General features: G+C 66.9%; 14 protein-coding genes. 5 read left to right on the forward strand and 9 right to left on the reverse strand.

Annotation, left to right across the window (positions count from 1 at the left end):
* The first annotated feature begins 88 nt into the window (after positions 1-88).
* Both ABLE92_RS24685 and ABLE92_RS24690 read left to right on the forward strand, forming a co-directional pair.
* Complete coding sequence (locus tag ABLE92_RS24685) at positions 89-925, forward strand: DUF3109 family protein (RefSeq protein WP_348807475.1); 837 nt, start codon at positions 89-91, stop codon at positions 923-925.
* Between the two features lie 438 nt (positions 926-1,363).
* Positions 1,364-2,119, forward strand: a complete 756-nt coding sequence (locus tag ABLE92_RS24690) for a GGDEF domain-containing protein (protein ID WP_348807449.1) — start codon at positions 1,364-1,366, stop codon at positions 2,117-2,119.
* Here ABLE92_RS24690 and ABLE92_RS24695 read toward each other — a convergent pair.
* From ABLE92_RS24695 to mshA, 8 genes are all read right to left on the reverse strand, one after another.
* The gene (locus ABLE92_RS24695; protein WP_348807450.1) at positions 2,101-2,787 is read right to left on the reverse strand and encodes a winged helix-turn-helix domain-containing protein; all 687 of its coding nucleotides are present in this window, start codon (positions 2,785-2,787) and stop codon (positions 2,101-2,103) included. The genes ABLE92_RS24690 and ABLE92_RS24695 overlap by 19 nt on opposite strands.
* A 31-nt stretch (positions 2,788-2,818) precedes the next feature.
* On the reverse strand, positions 2,819-4,270 hold the full coding sequence (locus ABLE92_RS24700) for a sensor histidine kinase (RefSeq protein ID WP_348807451.1): 1,452 nt from the start codon (positions 4,268-4,270) through the stop codon (positions 2,819-2,821).
* 139 nt (positions 4,271-4,409) lie between these two features.
* The gene (locus ABLE92_RS24705) at positions 4,410-4,730 is read right to left on the reverse strand and encodes a GNAT family N-acetyltransferase (RefSeq protein ID WP_348807452.1); all 321 of its coding nucleotides are present in this window, start codon (positions 4,728-4,730) and stop codon (positions 4,410-4,412) included.
* Between the two features lie 66 nt (positions 4,731-4,796).
* Positions 4,797-5,543: a phosphoglyceromutase gene (locus ABLE92_RS24710; RefSeq protein ID WP_348807453.1), complete on the reverse strand. Its 747-nt coding sequence runs from the start codon at positions 5,541-5,543 to the stop codon at positions 4,797-4,799.
* A 171-nt stretch (positions 5,544-5,714) separates the two neighbouring features.
* A complete protein-coding gene (locus ABLE92_RS24715) occupies positions 5,715-6,392 on the reverse strand; it encodes a DUF1361 domain-containing protein (RefSeq protein ID WP_348807454.1) in 678 nt (225 codons plus the stop codon).
* A 196-nt stretch (positions 6,393-6,588) separates the two neighbouring features.
* The gene (locus ABLE92_RS24720; RefSeq protein ID WP_348807455.1) at positions 6,589-8,193 is read right to left on the reverse strand and encodes an AMP-binding protein; all 1,605 of its coding nucleotides are present in this window, start codon (positions 8,191-8,193) and stop codon (positions 6,589-6,591) included.
* Positions 8,194-8,332: 139 nt separating this feature from the next.
* Entirely contained in the window at positions 8,333-8,980 is a 648-nt protein-coding gene (locus tag ABLE92_RS24725; RefSeq protein WP_348807456.1) for a type III secretion system chaperone family protein, read from the reverse strand.
* A 148-nt stretch (positions 8,981-9,128) separates the two neighbouring features.
* Positions 9,129-10,469, reverse strand: coding sequence for a D-inositol-3-phosphate glycosyltransferase (gene mshA, locus ABLE92_RS24730; RefSeq protein WP_348807457.1), 1,341 nt, complete (start codon positions 10,467-10,469; stop codon positions 9,129-9,131).
* Positions 10,470-10,567: 98 nt separating this feature from the next.
* On the opposite strand from mshA, the gene ABLE92_RS24735 reads away from it, so the two are divergent.
* On the forward strand, positions 10,568-11,836 hold the full coding sequence (locus tag ABLE92_RS24735) for a cytochrome P450 (RefSeq protein ID WP_348807458.1): 1,269 nt from the start codon (positions 10,568-10,570) through the stop codon (positions 11,834-11,836).
* A gap of 53 nt (positions 11,837-11,889) precedes the next feature.
* Here the strand turns inward: ABLE92_RS24735 and ABLE92_RS24740 are convergent, their stop codons facing one another.
* Positions 11,890-12,447 (reverse strand): DUF2599 domain-containing protein, encoded by a 558-nt coding sequence (locus ABLE92_RS24740; protein ID WP_348807459.1) that lies wholly within the window; start codon positions 12,445-12,447, stop codon positions 11,890-11,892.
* Between the two features lie 72 nt (positions 12,448-12,519).
* On the opposite strand from ABLE92_RS24740, the gene ABLE92_RS24745 reads away from it, so the two are divergent.
* Both ABLE92_RS24745 and ABLE92_RS24750 read left to right on the forward strand, forming a co-directional pair.
* Entirely contained in the window at positions 12,520-13,608 is a 1,089-nt protein-coding gene (locus ABLE92_RS24745) for a beta-mannosidase (protein WP_496560849.1), read from the forward strand.
* Positions 13,609-14,109: 501 nt separating this feature from the next.
* Entirely contained in the window at positions 14,110-15,687 is a 1,578-nt protein-coding gene (locus tag ABLE92_RS24750; protein ID WP_348807461.1) for an HNH endonuclease signature motif containing protein, read from the forward strand.
* Positions 15,688-15,924 lie beyond the last annotated feature (237 nt).

Below are 15,924 nucleotides of genomic sequence, written 5' to 3' on the forward strand. Positions count from 1 at the left end.
GTGGCCGATCGGCGTGCGGCGATTCTGCACTCGTGGCCACCCTGCGGTTACCGTTGTCCTCGTGGCCAAGCCCCTTCCCATCCAGCGGATCACCCCCGCGCCCGAGGTCGATCTCGATTTTCCGCGCGAGTGGTATGAGTTCAACGATCCGGACAATGCCGAACACGTCATCAGCGCCGACCTCACTTGGCTGTGTTCGCACTGGACCTGCGTGTTCGGCACCCCGGCGTGTCAGGGCATCGTCGACGGCCGGGAGAGCGACGGGTGCTGCACCCACGGTGCGTACCTGTCGGACAAGGACGACCGCAAGCGTCTGGCCAAGGGGATGTCGCTGCTCACCGAAAAGGATTGGCAGTTCTACAAAAAGGGCTCCGGCAAGGATCCCCTCGGGCCGCGCGGGTATCTGATCGAGGACGAGATCGACGACGAGCCCGCCCTCAAGACACGACTTCACAAGGGCGCGTGCATCTTTCTGAACCGGCCGGATTTCGACCGCGGCCCGGGGTGCGCCCTGCACGCCATGGCACTGCGCCGCGGACTGGAGCCGTTGACCGTCAAACCCGATGTGTGCTGGCAACTTCCGGTTCGCCGGGTGCAGGACTGGGTGGATCGTCCCGACGGCACCCAGATCCTCAAGACCACCATCACCGAATACGACCGGCGCGGTTGGGGTGAGGGTGGCCACGACCTCAAGTGGTACTGCTCGGGTTCGCCCGACGCGCACATCGGCGCCACCCAGGTGTGGCAGTCGTACGAGCCGGAGCTCACCGAACTCATCGGCGCCGCCGCCTACGGCGTCCTCGCCGATGCCTGCCGACGGCGAGGCGAACTGGGGCTGGTCGCCGTGCATCCGGCCACCACCGCCGCGACCACCCGCCGCAGCAGCGACATCAAGTACGAATTGCTCGACATCGAACCCTCTTGATCACGAAACCTCACCATCACGAACTGATGACCGAAGCTTCGGATCCGAATCGCCGATGACAATGAGCGACACCGCACCCCCCTCCTTCCGGTCCGCCTCCGTCGCGGCTGCGCGCACGTGGTGGGCGCCACGTGAATATGGCTGGCTACGCGCCTACCTCACTCCGCTGGGCCTCGCCGGGTGGGCACGCTTCGTGGTCGCGGTCGGCGGTCTGGTCATCGGCGTCAGCGCACTGCTTGCGGCGATCGGACCGCCTGACCTCCTGCGACACAACGGGAAATTGGTGATGTTCGCACTTGCTGCAGGCGGACTGGCTTGGACCCTGCGCTGGATGTTGGGCCCGTGGCCGACTCGAGCGGAATCTGTTGGCCTATTGGCTGCCGCCGATATCGCGGGATCGCGACGGCATGCTTCCTTCACGTCGACATGATCCTCGGGGTGGCCGCGACACCGCTATTCGCGCTCACCGGAATCTACGCCACGATGTTCCACAACGCGTGGACCAACTGCGCGCACCTGGCCTTCGCCGTCGGCATCACGACCGCCGCGGTGGCTCTGGCCGGAGTCGATCAGGGAACGCAGGACATGGCGGTCGCGGCGTCGAAGGGCATCATCACCCTGTCCATCGTCATCGTGCTGCCGTTCATCCACATCGCCTACACACTGCTGCGCGGTACCGCCGACGAGTCGATGACCGACGGACTGACCGGCCTCCTCAATCGCAACGGCCTCGAACGTGCACTGAGCCGGACAACGACCGGTGACGCCGAGCGGAGTACGACGTGGAGCGTGACGCTGATCGACCTCGACAGCTTCAAACGGATCAACGACACCGCCGGCCACCTCGCCGGCGATCAGGTATTGGGCGACGTCGCCCGCGCGATCCGACACATCGCCGCCGCCGACCACCTCGTCGCACGGTTCGGTGGAGACGAGTTCCTGATCATCGCCCGCAATCCGGCATTCCCCGATGCCGTTGTCGCCGAACATATCCGCGCGGCCATCAATGACCGAACCGGCGGAGTGGTGACCGCGAGCATCGGCGTCACCAGACGCACCGGCGTCCGCCTCGACCTACCCGGGGCGGTCATCGTCGCCGACCGGGCCATGTACGAGGCCAAACATGAAGGCGGCGACCGGGTCGTCGTGGCACCGCCGCGTGGACCAGACGCCGATCAGGGTTCGAACTTGTAACCCAGGCCGCGGACGGTCACCAGATGCTTCGGCGACGCCGGATCGGGTTCGATCTTCGAGCGCAGCCGCTTGACGTGGACGTCGAGGGTCTTGGTGTCGCCGACGTAGTCCGCACCCCACACCCGGTCGATCAGCTGACCGCGTGTGAGCACCCGTCCGGAGTTGCGCAGCAGATACTCGAGGAGGTCGAACTCCTTGAGCGGCAACGTGATCGACTCACCGTTGACGGCCACCGTGTGCCGTTCGACGTCCATCCGCACCGGGCCGGCCTCCAGCACCACCAGGGCCAGATCGTCGTCGGAGACCTCCCCGCCGCGGCGCAACACCGCCCGGATGCGGGCGATGAGTTCCCGTGCCGAATACGGCTTGGTCACATAGTCGTCGGCGCCGAGTTCGAGCCCGACGACCTTGTCGATCTCGCTGTCGCGGGCGGTCACCATGATCACCGGAACGCTGGATCGGGCCCGCAACGCCTTGCAGACCTCGGTGCCGGGCACGCCGGGAAGCATGAGGTCGAGCAGCACGATGTCGGGGCTGATCCGGTCGAACACGGACAGCGCCTGCGCACCGTCGTTGACGACGCTGGCCTCGAAGCCCTCCTTGCGCAGCAGGAATGCCAGCGGGTCGGCCAGCGACTCCTCGTCCTCGACGATCAGTACGTGCGTCACCAATTACTCCTCACTTGTTCGGGCTGACGGGTCATGCGATCTGATCCGCACGTCGTCTCACGGATTCGCCACCCGCGTCGGCGTCGTGGACGTCGGCGTCACTGCGGGGGTTGGACTGGGGGTTGGACTGGGGGATGGACAGGGTGAAGGTCGAGCCGGTTCCGGGCTGACTCCACAGATTGATGTTGCCGTCGTGGGTGGCGGCGACGTGTTTGACGATGGCCAGTCCCAGACCGGTGCCGCCGGTGAGGCGTGACCGGGCCTTGTCGACGCGGAAGAACCGCTCGAAGACCCGTTGCTGATCGGCGGGGCCGATGCCGATGCCGCGATCGGTGACCGCGATCGACACCATCGAGACCCCGTTCATCGTCGTCACCCGGCGACTGACCGAGACGGTCGTCTTGGCCGGCGAGTAGGCGATGGCGTTGACGATCAGATTGCTCAGCGCCGTCAGCAGCAGCATGCGGTCACCGCGGACGGTCACGTGGATCGGGTCGTCGGAACGCAGCGAGATCCCGGCCGCCTCCGCACTGATCGCCGCGTGATCGAGTGCGGTGGCGATCAATTCGTCGACGTCGACGCAGGTGAACTCCGGGGTTTCGCCGCCCTCGAGTCGCGACAGCGCGATGAGTTCGGTGACCATGTTGCCCATCCGGTGGGCCTCGGCGACCACCCGGCGGCCGAAGTGCTCCACCGATTCGGGATCGTCGGCCGATTCCAGCATCGCCTCGGCGAGCAGCCCGATCGCCCCCACCGGGGTCTTGAGTTCGTGGGACACGTTGGCGACGAAGTCGCGGCGGGTGGCCTCCACCCGCAAGTTCTCGGTGTCGTCGGTGCCGTAGACCATCACGTAGCGCTCGTCGCCATAGGCGCCGACGCGGGCCAGGCACCGCACCGATTCCGCGGTCCGTTTGGCCGCGCGGCCGGTCGACAGGAAACCCAGCGTCGAGGTGGGCGGCACGAAGTCGAATCGTTCGTCATCCCCGGATTCCAGAGCGACCAGCGACGCCTGCCAGACCGGTTCGGCGAGCAGGTGTTCTGCGACCATGCCCAGTTCGACGGCCCGCTGGTTGTAGAGGACGACGTCGCGGAACTCATCGACGACGGCGACGGCCACCTCGGAATGCCGCACGATCAGGCTGAGCAGTCCGGCCTTGGTCATCCGGCCGTCGTCGGTGACGGTGGGGACGTCGAACTCCCGCAGGGCCGCCGACTCCGGTACCGGGCGGGGAACCTCGGCCGCGGAATCACCGGGATCGTGTTCGGCGACGAGGCTGCGCGACGTTTCGGCGTCAGCGGGGGCATCGTCGGCGGGGGCATTGTCGGTGGGGTCGGCATCGTTGGTGGAACGAGCGACACGCTCGCGCCACGCCGACCAGGCTCGAGAACCACGTGTCGACCAATCGACGCGACCGAGCACGAATCCGACGATCATCGCGAGCACGATTGCCGCGACGACTCCGGCAATGAATGCAGCGGTCACAGTCGCAGCTTACGGTCCCGCAAACACCACGAACATTCCCGACGGCACAATTCGGCTGCCGTTCACGTGCTGTTCCACCATTTCGTGACCTGAGCCACCCAACCGGCACATACGCCTCACCAATTCGCCTGGTATTCGGCTATTGCGGGACCGGCACCGCCATGTCGGCGTATTCGGGATTCCGCTCGATGAAATGCCGAACATACGAACAGACCGGCACCACTTGTTTGCCCGTTGGCCGGATGTCGTCGAGAACGGCCTTCACCAGCTTGCCGGCATAACCGCGGCCGGAGTATGCGTCCGGGATCACGGTGTGGGTCAATACGACCTGATACGGCTCGGATACGTAGTCCACGTACCCGACGGTGACCTCGTCACCGTCCGCGTCATTGCTGAGAACTGCCTCGTACCGCTCTCGCGCAGGTGAGTGTGCGATGCGCAGGTGCCCCGGATCTGCCATGCACCCAATGTAGCGCGCGTCACACGACAGACACCATGACGATTGTGTTACGGATCACACCAGTGGCTACTTCTGCCCCTGTGCTGCGACGGCCGCGGCCCCGGCGGCGGCGGCTTCCGGATCGAGGTAGGTACCGCCCGGGTTGAGCGGCTTGAGGTTCTCGTCGAGGTCGTAGCGCAACGGATTGCCGGTCGGGATGTTCAGGCCGGCGATGTCGGCGTCGGAGATCCCGTCCAGATACTTGACCAGGGCGCGCAGCGAATTACCGTGCGCGGCAATGAGAACGGTCTTCCCCGCCTTCAGGTCCGCGGCGATCGTCTCCTCGAAGTACGGCACCAGACGCACGACGACGTCCTTGAGGCATTCGGTGAGCGGCACCTCGGGCAGGTCGGCGTAGCGCGGATCGTGGGTCTGGCTGTACTCCGACTCGGGATCGATCGGCGGCGGCGGGGTGTCGTAGCTGCGACGCCACAGCATGAACTGCTCGTTGCCGTACTTCTCGAGGGTGTCGGCCTTGTTGAGTCCCTGCAGCGCCCCGTAGTGACGTTCGTTCAGACGCCAGTCCCGGATCACCGGGATCCAGTGCCGATCGGCAGCATCCAGCGCGATCTGGGCCGTGGAGATCGCCCGTCGCAGCAGCGAGGTGTACAGCAGGTCGGGCAGCACATCGTGCTCGACGAGCAGCTCGCCGGCACGCACCGCCTCGGCCTTGCCCTTGTCGGTGAGCGCCACGTCGACCCAACCGGTGAACTGGTTGGACGCATTCCATTCGCTCTCGCCGTGCCGCATCAGGATCAGGGTGCCGTTGCTCATGTCGATAGTCTCCCATAGACCGCCCCGACGCTCTCCCCACGTCGAGTAGGCGCCCTTTCCCGTCGAGTGGGCGCCCTTTCCCGTCGAGTGGGCGCCCTTTCCCGTCGAGTGGGCGTCGATTCCCGTCGAGTGGGCTCAGTATCCCGTCGAGTGGGCGCCGTGCCCGAGCGGTCACCGTCGTCGGGCCGGCGACCGCCGAACAGGGCCCCGTCCCTCGACCGTCCAGCCCGCGACCGCCCAGATCGTCAGATAAGCCAGCCCGAAGAACGCGGCGACGGCCACCCCGACGCCCGTCGACTCGACGTGCGCGAACGGCGTTCGCACCCACCCGAGCGTGGTGTGGATGACGGCGTCGGGACGGGTCACCAGATCCCAGGAGTTCCACCGCTGGAATCGTCCGATGACGACGCCGATCGCACACAGCCCGACCGACGCAACGGCCGCGATCCACCCGACGACCGCTCCGAACTCCGCCTCCAGCCGACGATGCACCAGCAGCAGCGACACGACGCCGAGCATGATGCCCGTCCACGCCGCGAATCCGTATTGCAGCACGTGCCGCCACAGGTCGTATCCCTCACGCAGGTGCACGAGATCGGTGACCAGGTAGGGCGCATTCGGAAGGAACGCAAGCCATCCCAGTCCGAGGGGGATCAACCATCCGCGCCGCGACACCGACGCGAATCCGATGGCGAACACCATCGGAATCCACGCCAAGAACAGATTCCATACCAGGAATCGCGTCGGATAGTACAGCGGCACAGCAGGATCGGTGACGCCGAGCCCCACCGTGAGTGCCGACGTGGCCAACAACGAGGCGGCCAGTACCGCAGACCTGAGCGTGATCACCAAAGCGATTGTGCACCAACCACGCTCCGGGATGTCGGCCGGGTGAATGACCAGCGCACACTCGACGCGAAAGAGCGCCCACTCAACGCAAGAGGCCGCACACTCAACGCGAGAGAGCGCCCACTCAACGCGAAAGGGCGCCCACTCGACGGAAATGGGCGCCCACTCGACGTGCTGAGGAGAATCGACGAAGACCCTAGCGGCGCAGGTCCTTTCGGAGGATCTTGCCGGAGGCCGACTTCGGGATCGCCTCGATGAACTCCACCGCACGAACCTTCTTGTGCGGGGCGACCTTGGCGGCGACGAACTCGATGACCTCCGCCTCGTCGAGGTCGGCGTCGGCCTGCTTGACGACGAAGGCCTTCGGGATCTCTTCGCCGTCTTCGTCATTGACGCCGATGACGGCGGTGTCGGCGATCTTCGGGTGGGTCAGCAGCAGTGCCTCGAGTTCGGCCGGCGGCACCTGATAGCCCTTGTACTTGATCAGCTCCTTGAGGCGGTCGACGATGTAGACGCATCCGGTCGGGTCGACCTGCGCCATGTCGCCGGTGTGCAGGAATCCGTCGGCGTCGATGGTGTCGGCGGTGGCCTGCTCGTTGTCGAGGTACCCCAGCATCACGTTGGGGCCCTTGACCCACAGTTCACCGGGTGCCGAGAGCCCCTCGGTGGGCAGCGGGATCTCTTCTCCGGTACCGGGATCGACGATCTTGTTCTCGGTGTTCGGAATGGCCCATCCGGTGGACGACAGCGGCGGGTCCTCGCGGCCGAGGGCCGCGGCGGTGTCGATCGGGATGAGATGGCTGACCGGCGAGAGTTCGCTCATGCCGTAGCCCTGCAGCATGTGCAGGTCGAGGCGCTTGGCGACGGCCTTGCCGAGTTCGTCGTCGAGGGGTGCGGCACCCGACATCATCATCGTCAGCGAGGACAAATCGTAGTTGTCGACGATGGGGTGTTTGGCCAGTGCCACCGCCACCGGGGGCGCGATGTAGGCGTTGGTGACCTGGTAGGTCTGGATGTTCTCCAGGAATTCGACGAGGTCGAACCGCGGCATGACGACGAGTCGTCCGCGGTTGTAGAGCGCCGCGTTGAGCAGCACGGTCATGCCGTAGATGTGGAAGAACGGCAGTACCGCGATCACCACGTCGTCGGGGGTCATGCCCTGCAGCGGCTTGATCTGTACGACGTTGGCGACGAGGTTACGGTGGCTCAGCGCAACACCTTTGGGGTTGCCGGTGGTGCCGGAGCTGTAGGGCAGCGCCGCGACGTGCGTGGCGGGATCGAAGCTGACGTCGGGCGCCGGCAGGTTGGGGGCGAGCAGGTCCGCGGCGTTGGGATGGCCGGTTGCCTCCTGGCCCTCACCGTCGAGGATGATCAGTTGCTCGTCGGCGAAGCCCACCCGCTTGGCGGCCTCGATGGCGTGCGGGGCCAGCGCCGAGATGGTGATGAGCATCTTCGCCTGCGAGTTGGTGAGTTGCTTGGCGATCTCGTCCGCGGTGAACAGCGCATTGATCGTGGTGGCGGCGGCACCCGCGCGCAGCACGCCGTGAAAGACCGTCGCGAAGGCCGGGATGTTCGGCGAGAGGATGCCGACGACGTCGCCCACGCCGATGCCCCGGGCCGCCAGCGCACCGGCGGCGGCGTTGATCTGGCCGATCAGCTGCCGGTAACTGGTCTCGGTGCCGGTCTTCGGGTCGATCAGCGCGGTGCTATCGAGGTACTCCTCGGCGATGTCGCCGAAGAGGAGGTCGTACAGGCTGACATCGGGGATCTCGACGTCGGGAAAGGGACTGGCGAAGCTCATGGCACCTCCGTTGGCGGGACGATCGGAGCAATCGTATCAACACTCATTGCCACGGTGTGATGCGCACCTCGGTCCGGTTTGTCCGATACCGTCGCGCGCTACCAGCCCGCCCCCACCGTGACGCCGCGTGACGCCGAACTCAGGCGTGACCCTCGTACCCGTCCCCGTCGCGGCCATCGGCGTCGCCACCATCCGCTTCGCGCTGCGCGTCGTCGACGACGGACGCACCACTCTCGCCGGGCACATACCGTCCCTCGAGCGGTTCACCGGGTTGCGGCAGCGAGTCCTTGTCGATGAGGTGCTCGAAGGCCAGCAGGTTGCGCAACGACTCGCCGCGCGACACCCGCCAGGCCCATTCGCGGCGGATGGAGGTGATGAAGCCGATCTCGAGCAGGGTGTTAAAGTCGCCGTCGGCGGCCTCGAGGACCTGCCCGAGGACGCGGTCGATCTCGTCGGCGGTCAGTGCGTCACCGGAGATCCGGCCGATGAGGTAGATGTCGCCGGTGTTGTCGATCGTGTACGCCACGCCGTAGAGCCGCCGGTTGCGTTTGAGTAGAAACCGGTAGACACCCTCGTGGTCCTCGTCGGGCCGTCGGCACACGAAGGCCTCCAGACGCACGCCGTAATTGCTCGCGGTGAGCAGCACCGTGGTCTTGAGTTTGCGTTCACCGGGCAGTTCGAGCACCACGTGCTCGGATTGCGCTCCGCCGGAACTCTTGCGGCTGAACGAGATTCCGTGCTCGGTGAGCACTTTCTCCAACAAGTCGATGTGATCGGTGTGGCTCATCTTGCGTCCCTCTCCCTCTCTGGTCACCGTCGATCCGGTCACCGTCGATGCCGCACGGCGACGTCCGGTGAACTCCTGGCGTCACCCAGTGATTCGGACCGGTCGCCGATCGAGATCACCGCGGTGAGGATATCTCGACGACCGGGCATCACATGGTCATGCGCGACCGGCGACGCCGCCACCGGCGGGTGGCCCTCACCAGTGGCGTGGCGACCGTCGACGGCGACATGGTGTGCGCGAAGGATTCCATGGCGCGACCGTAACCGGCGACGAGCGCGTCGGTGGTGTGTTCCCAGGAGAACTGCTCGGCGTGGGCACGCGCCGCGATCCCCATCCGGGTGAGCTGGTCGGGGTCGCTGAGCATCTTCTCCAGCGCGTTCGTCCAGTCGCCGATCTGATGTCCGTCGACGAGCATCCCCGAGCGTCCGTCGGCGACGGCCACCCCGAGACCGCCGACGTCGGCGGCGAGGACCGGCGTTCCGCAGGCCTGCGCCTCGATGGCCACCAAGCCGAAACTCTCCGAATAGCTGGGCACCGCAACGAGATCCGACGCCCGGTACACCTGCGCCAGGCGGGTCGCCGGTTGCGGCGGCAGGAAGGTCACGTCGTCTGCGATGCCGAGTTCGGCGGCCAGGTCGATCAGCGCGGTCGGACGATCCAGCCCGCTGCCCGACGGCCCGCCGACGATGAGCACGCAGACCGGCCGGCGTCCGTCCTCGCGGGAACGTTCGATCAGCGGCGCCGCCGCGGCGAGCAGCACGTCGGGCGCCTTGAGCGGCTGGATGCGGCCGACGAAGGTCACCACCGCGGCGTCCGGGTCGAGGCCGAGTTCGGCCCGCGCGGCCGACGCCGAACCCGGTGTGTAGCAATCGAGGTCGGCGCCGGGGGTCACCACGTCGATGCGCGCCGGGTCGGCGCCGTACATGGTGATCAACTCGGTGCGCTCGGTGTCGGTGTTGGCGATCAGCCGGTCGGCCTGGGCCATCACCTGCTGCTCCCCGATCACCCGCAGCCGCGGTTCGGCCGCATCACCCTTGGCCAGCGAGGCATTCTTCACCGCGGCAAGCGTGTGCGCGGTGTGCACCAGAGGCACGCCCCAGCGTTCGCGCGCCAACCAGCCGACCTGCCCGGAGAGCCAGTAGTGCGAGTGGATCACGTCGTAGTAGCCGGGCCGCTGCATGGCCTCGGCGCGCAGGACCCCGGCGCTGAAGGCGCACAACTGCGCGGGCAGGTCCCGCTTGTCGAGGCCCTCGAACGGGCCGGCGGCCACGTGACGGACGACGATGCCGTCGGCGGCGTCCACCGCGGGTGCGTCCATCGACGACGTCGCCCGGGTGAAGATCTCGACCTTGATCCCGCGGCGGGCCAGGCGCCGCGCGGTCTGCCAGACGTAGACGTTCATGCCGCCGGCGTCGCCGGTGCCCGGCTGCGCCAACGGCGAGGTGTGCACCGAGATCAGTGCGATACGCCGTGGCCGGGACGAAGTCATCCCACCAGCTTAAGGCGTGGCGGATGTGTCGACCGGGGCAGCGCCCGTCGGCCGCCCGGGCGTTGACACCTGGTGGTGATGTGTCTCACCATCGCAGGATGGTGGCAGATCTGTCGCGAGCACCCGCCTTTGCGCTGCGGTCCGGGTCGACGTGGCGTGATCCCTTCGCCATGTACGAGCGGCTGCGCCGGACGTCGCCGGTGCATCACGTCACCGACGACGGCACCGGCGCGGCGGTGGATTACTGGGTACTGACCCGTCATGCCGATGTCTGCGCCGCGGCCACCGATCCGTCGACGTTCTCCTCGGCGGCCGGGTTGACGGTGACCGACAACGAGATCGAGGCCATCGGCATGGCCGACAACCCGCCGCTGGTGATGCAGGACCCGCCCGAGCACACCCGGTTCCGTTCGCTGGTCGCGCGCGGTTTCACCCCTCGCCAGGTGGAGGCCCTCGCCCCTCGTGTCCGGGATTTCGTCGCCCGGCGACTCGATCGGATCGATCGGCTCACCGGTCCCGACGGGCAGGTCGACATCGTCGACCTTCTCCTCAAACCACTGCCGAGCATGGTGGTCGCGCACTATCTGGGCGTTCCGGAACGGGATTGGCAGCGGTTCGACGTCTGGACCGAGGCCATCGTCGGCGCCGTCGGCGATCCCGGTTCGGCGGGCGCCGACGCGGGCGCGGCAACCGGCGAACTCCTCGGGTACTTCGCCGACCTGATCGCCGAGCGGCGGCACGCGATGGACAGCGGGACCCCCGTGGGCGAGGACACGGTCTCCGCGCTCGTCGCCGCGGGCCGGGCCGACGACGACGCGGGGCTGGTGTCGATCCTGGCGTTCGTGTTCACGATGATCGCCGGCGGCAACGACACCACGACGGGACTGCTCGGCGGTTCCCTCGATCTGCTGGCGCGCCACCCCGATCAGCGGGCCCGCCTGGCCGACGATCCCGACCTCATCCCCGACGCGGTCTCCGAACTCCTGCGGCTGACCTCCCCGGTGCAGGGACTGTGCCGTCAGTCCACCCGCACCGTGCACTACCCCGACACTCCCGAGGGTCCGGTCGAGATCCCGGCCGGACGCAAGGTGTTGCTGTGTTATGCCGCGGCCAACCGGGATCCGGCCGCCTTCGGCCCCGATGCCGACGAACTCGACATCGCACGGCGTCCACGGGCGATCCTCACCTTCGGCCGTGGCGATCACCATTGCCTGGGTGCGGCGGCGGCCCGGATGGCGGCGCGGGAGACCCTCACGGCCATCCTGGCCCGGTTCCCGGAGTACGAGGTCGGCGACATTGCTTGGGCTGCGGGCAATTACGTTCGACGCCCGACGAGTATGGCGTTTCGACCGGCGGGTGACGGGTAGCCGAGCGGGGCTGAATCAGGACCCGGCACATGGCCGAACCATCCGCGGCAGCCCTACTCCTCCGGGCCGCCCGGATTGCAGCGCGTGGCCACCATCTGCTGCTCATCGACGACAGGCCGTTGCGGCTCGATGTTCCAACTCGGCTTGTCCGGTGCCACCAGACGGGCGTAGGTCCAGTGACAGTCGAACTGCGCCCGCATGCCCGGGGTGTCGGCGTCGGGGGCCAGCTCCAGGACCTCAGCCCAGGCGACGTCGGCGCCGTCGTCGGAGTACGTCTTGCGTCCGCTGGCGGTCGGATGGATCTGCAGGCTCGGACCGACCGCTGTCGAGACCCATTCGACGTGGTCGACGTAGGGCGGGCGGTTGACCGGGTCGATGTCCGGGGTGGGCGGCGCATACGAGCCCGGGGCGCTCGCCGTCGGCACCGGCACGCTCGGGCTCGGTGCATCCGACGTCGTCGACGACGGGGCAGCGGCCGAGTCGGTCAGGGTCGAGGTCGAGGTCGTCGACGATTCGCCGCAACCCGTCGCGCTCCCGACGATCAGTGCGCACGCCACCGCGCCGAGCACGATCCGGCCGCGGCCGGCCACCGGGAGCCGTCGATGAGTCACCCTCGCGAGACTAGCGGTCGGAGTACGCTCCGCGGTGTGGGGTCTTCGCGGCGGTGGTGCACATCGCCGACGATGCTGCCCGTCGCACTGATCGCGGTGCTGCTTCTGCTCACCGGCTGCGCTACGCACAGTTCCACGTCGGCGACGGTCACCCACGACTTCGGTGGCCGCGTCGACACCACCGCGAACTCGCTGCTGCTCGACGGAAGCCCGTGGCAGCCGGTCGGATTCAACGCCTATCAACTGGGTACCGATTGGTCGGTCAACCGCGGGTGCGGTGCCGAGGTCGATCTCGACAGGTACTTCTCGGCGTTGCCCGCGCGCAGCCTCACGAGGTTCAACCTCTATGCCGCCTTCGCGGTGAGCGTGACGACCGGTGGCCTGGACTTCGCGCCACTCGACGCGGTGTTCGCCGCCGCGGAGCGTCATCACCAGATGGTCTTGCCGGTGCTCACCGGGTCCTCCGGCGACTGCGAAGACAACCAGTTCAAGGACCGCCAGTGGTATGTCGACGGGTGGCGGACGACGCCGCACGTCGGTGGACTCACCTTTGCCCAGTGGCTGTCGATCGCGGTGAAACGCTGGGCCGGGCGGACCTCGCTGGCCGGATGGGAGCTCGTCGGTGAGCCCGAGGCCAGTTCCTGCGGTGCCGGCGGATGCGCGTGGCAGCAACGCCTGTGCGCTCCGGGTGCCGCGCAGGTGCTGCGGGACTTCTTCGACTCCGCGGGTGCACAGTTACGTGAGATCGACGATCGCCATCCGATCTTCTCCGGCACCACCGGTGGCGACCAGTGTTCGCTCGCCGGTACCGACATCTTGACGGTCGGCGCTTCACCCTACGTCGACATCCTCGACTACCACGATTACCGGTACGACGACGGCACCCCACCCGCCGAAAGCGACCTCCCCACCCGCTTGTCTCAGTCACGGCAGCTCGGAAAACCCCTGGTGGTCAACGAACTCGGCATGAAGGCCGGATCCTGTCGGACGTTGCAGGAGCGCTATGACACTCTGCGTGAGCAGACACTCGCCGAACGACGGTCCGGGGTCGCAGCAATCCTGTTCTGGGCGTTCGTGCCCGACCCACGACCAACCGAATGCACCTACGACATCGGCTTCGACGACCCGCTCTGGCAGGTGGTGTCCGACCTCAACCGCTGAGACGCGTATCCCCCGGGCCGCTTGTCGAGGTCGAGACCACCCTCGCAAGGTGAAAGCCTTACGCAAACAGGCGGTTCCGCAACCCCCGCTGGTCGAGTGCGCCGCGCGAGCGAAGCGAGCTCGTCGCGTATCGAGACCACCCTCGCAAGGTGAAAGCATCACGCAATCAACCGGTTCGGTAACCCCCGCTGGTCGAGTGCGCCGCGCGAGCGAAGCGAGCTCGTCGCGTAGGGAGACCACCCTCGCAAGGTGAAAGTATCACGTAAGCAACCGGTTCAGCCCTGCTGGTCGAGCGCGCTTGATCCCCGCTGGCCGAGTGCCGACGAGCTTGCGAGTCGGTGTATCCGCCGGGCCGAGCTTGTCGAGGTCGAGGCCACCCCCGCAACTGGACATCGAAACCGGGCTACCGCCAACCGATTCCGCGCCGAGAAAAGTTGTCGGTAGTCGTCGCTACACTTGACTCAGTTCAGTTGATCCGACCGATCAGAGGAGGTGAACATCATGGCCACCAACATGATTGGCAGCAGCAAGGCGCCGGAACTGTCGATGACCGCCGCCGACGCGGCCATGATCGATCACCTTCCCGTCGAGGCGGCCACCGCACTCGCCCGCTCCCTGCAACGCCAGGAACGACAGGTGATCGCCCGGAAGGTGTTGTCCGCGGTGCGGATCGGGCACACCGTGTACGACGAGATGCTGCTCTCGGGTCATCGGACCAACGTGCACACCACCGGCGCCGTCGACAAAGCCGTCACCGGCAAGGTATCGACCGCGCTGGGTGTGTCGGTGCCGCAAGCGACGGCGTGGATGACGCTGAGCTTCCTGCTGTCCACGCTCCCGACGGTCACCGCCGCGTTCCTCGACGGTGACCACTCGTTGGAACGTATCCGCATCATCGCCGACGAGATCGTCGTCCTGTCCGACGATGACGTCCGTGCCTTCGCCGAAACCCGTGCACTGCAACTGGCCGAACGCAATCAGGCGGATACGACCCTGCGGGATCAGGTCGTCGAGATGGTGATCGCGCTGGATCCCGACGGTGCCGCCGACCGACGTGAGGAAGCCGCCGCACGGGATCAGAACGTGCGGGTCCGCCGGGACACCAACGGGCACTGCAGCATCTCCGTCTATGCCCCCGGAGAAATGGGCGCGCATCTGGCGGCGCGGATCGCGAAGATGATCAGTGAGCGGATCTGCCCACGTGATCCGCGTCGTCAGGGGCAGGTGCAGGTCGCGGCATTCGCCGAAATCCAAGGCCTGCCCGGCGCGCAGCTTTCGTGCGAGTGCGGGCGGGCCGACTGCTCCCGGGCGATCCCGTTGCCGGAACAGCCCAGTGGCCTGACCGACCTCGACATCGATGTCGACGGCGTCGCAACTGATCCGTCCGACGATGTCGATGCGGACGCCGACGTGACCGACGATCCCGAGACGATCACCGACGACGCTGACTGTGCGGCAACGGATGCCGTCGAAGCGCAACCCGACACCGACACCGACAGCGATTCGCAGTTGTCGCTGTCGTTGATCACCGACCCGTCCGGACAGCGGGAAGCCCGGCTGGAGTACTTCGGCGTGGTGGACGACGCCCACGCCCGTTCGTTGATCAGCTCGGGACAGCTCGTCACCGTCACCGAGTTTCCCACCCTGGACATCCCCAGCATCAACACCACCACCTCACTCGATCGGATACCGGCGGCGTGGCGTCGTCTCGACGATCCGTTCCCCGCGACACCGATCGACCCGACCGGGCACGGCGGACATTTCCTCCCACCATCGGGTGCTCTCACGTATCGGATACCGGCGTGGTTGCGGGAGAAGATCATCGAGTTGGATGGCACCTGCCGGTACCCGCACTGCGGGCGACCGGCCAGTGAATGCCAGATCGATCACCTGGTCAAATTCGTGCACCAGGATCCGATCACCGGTGGCTGGACCGTGGAATTCAACCTCATGCCGCTGTGCACCCCGGACCACCAAAGAAAGCACATGGGGTTGTTGATCCCCACCATGCTGTCGGATCGGGCTGTCATCTGGCGCGACCCCGTCACCGGGGAGACCATCACCACCTATCCACGGTAGGTCACTACCGTCGGGTGGTGCTGCGCTGCAATCGGATTCCAGCATCGGCTTGCGTGGTCTCGAGGCTCGTCGTTTCGACGGAGCTCAACGTAAGGCCCAGTTCCTCCTCGCTTCTCGGCCTTCCCGCTGGTCGAGCCGTCGCGAGCCCCCAAGGGCGAGCGGCGTGTCGAGGCCTCCGCAACGTGCGCTCTGATCGGTGTCCAGCCCCATGTTGCGAGGTCTCGACACGCCACGAGC

Origin of the sequence: Gordonia oleivorans, assembly GCF_040044975.1 — a bacterium.
In the GTDB taxonomy this organism is placed as follows: domain Bacteria; phylum Actinomycetota; class Actinomycetes; order Mycobacteriales; family Mycobacteriaceae; genus Gordonia; species Gordonia oleivorans.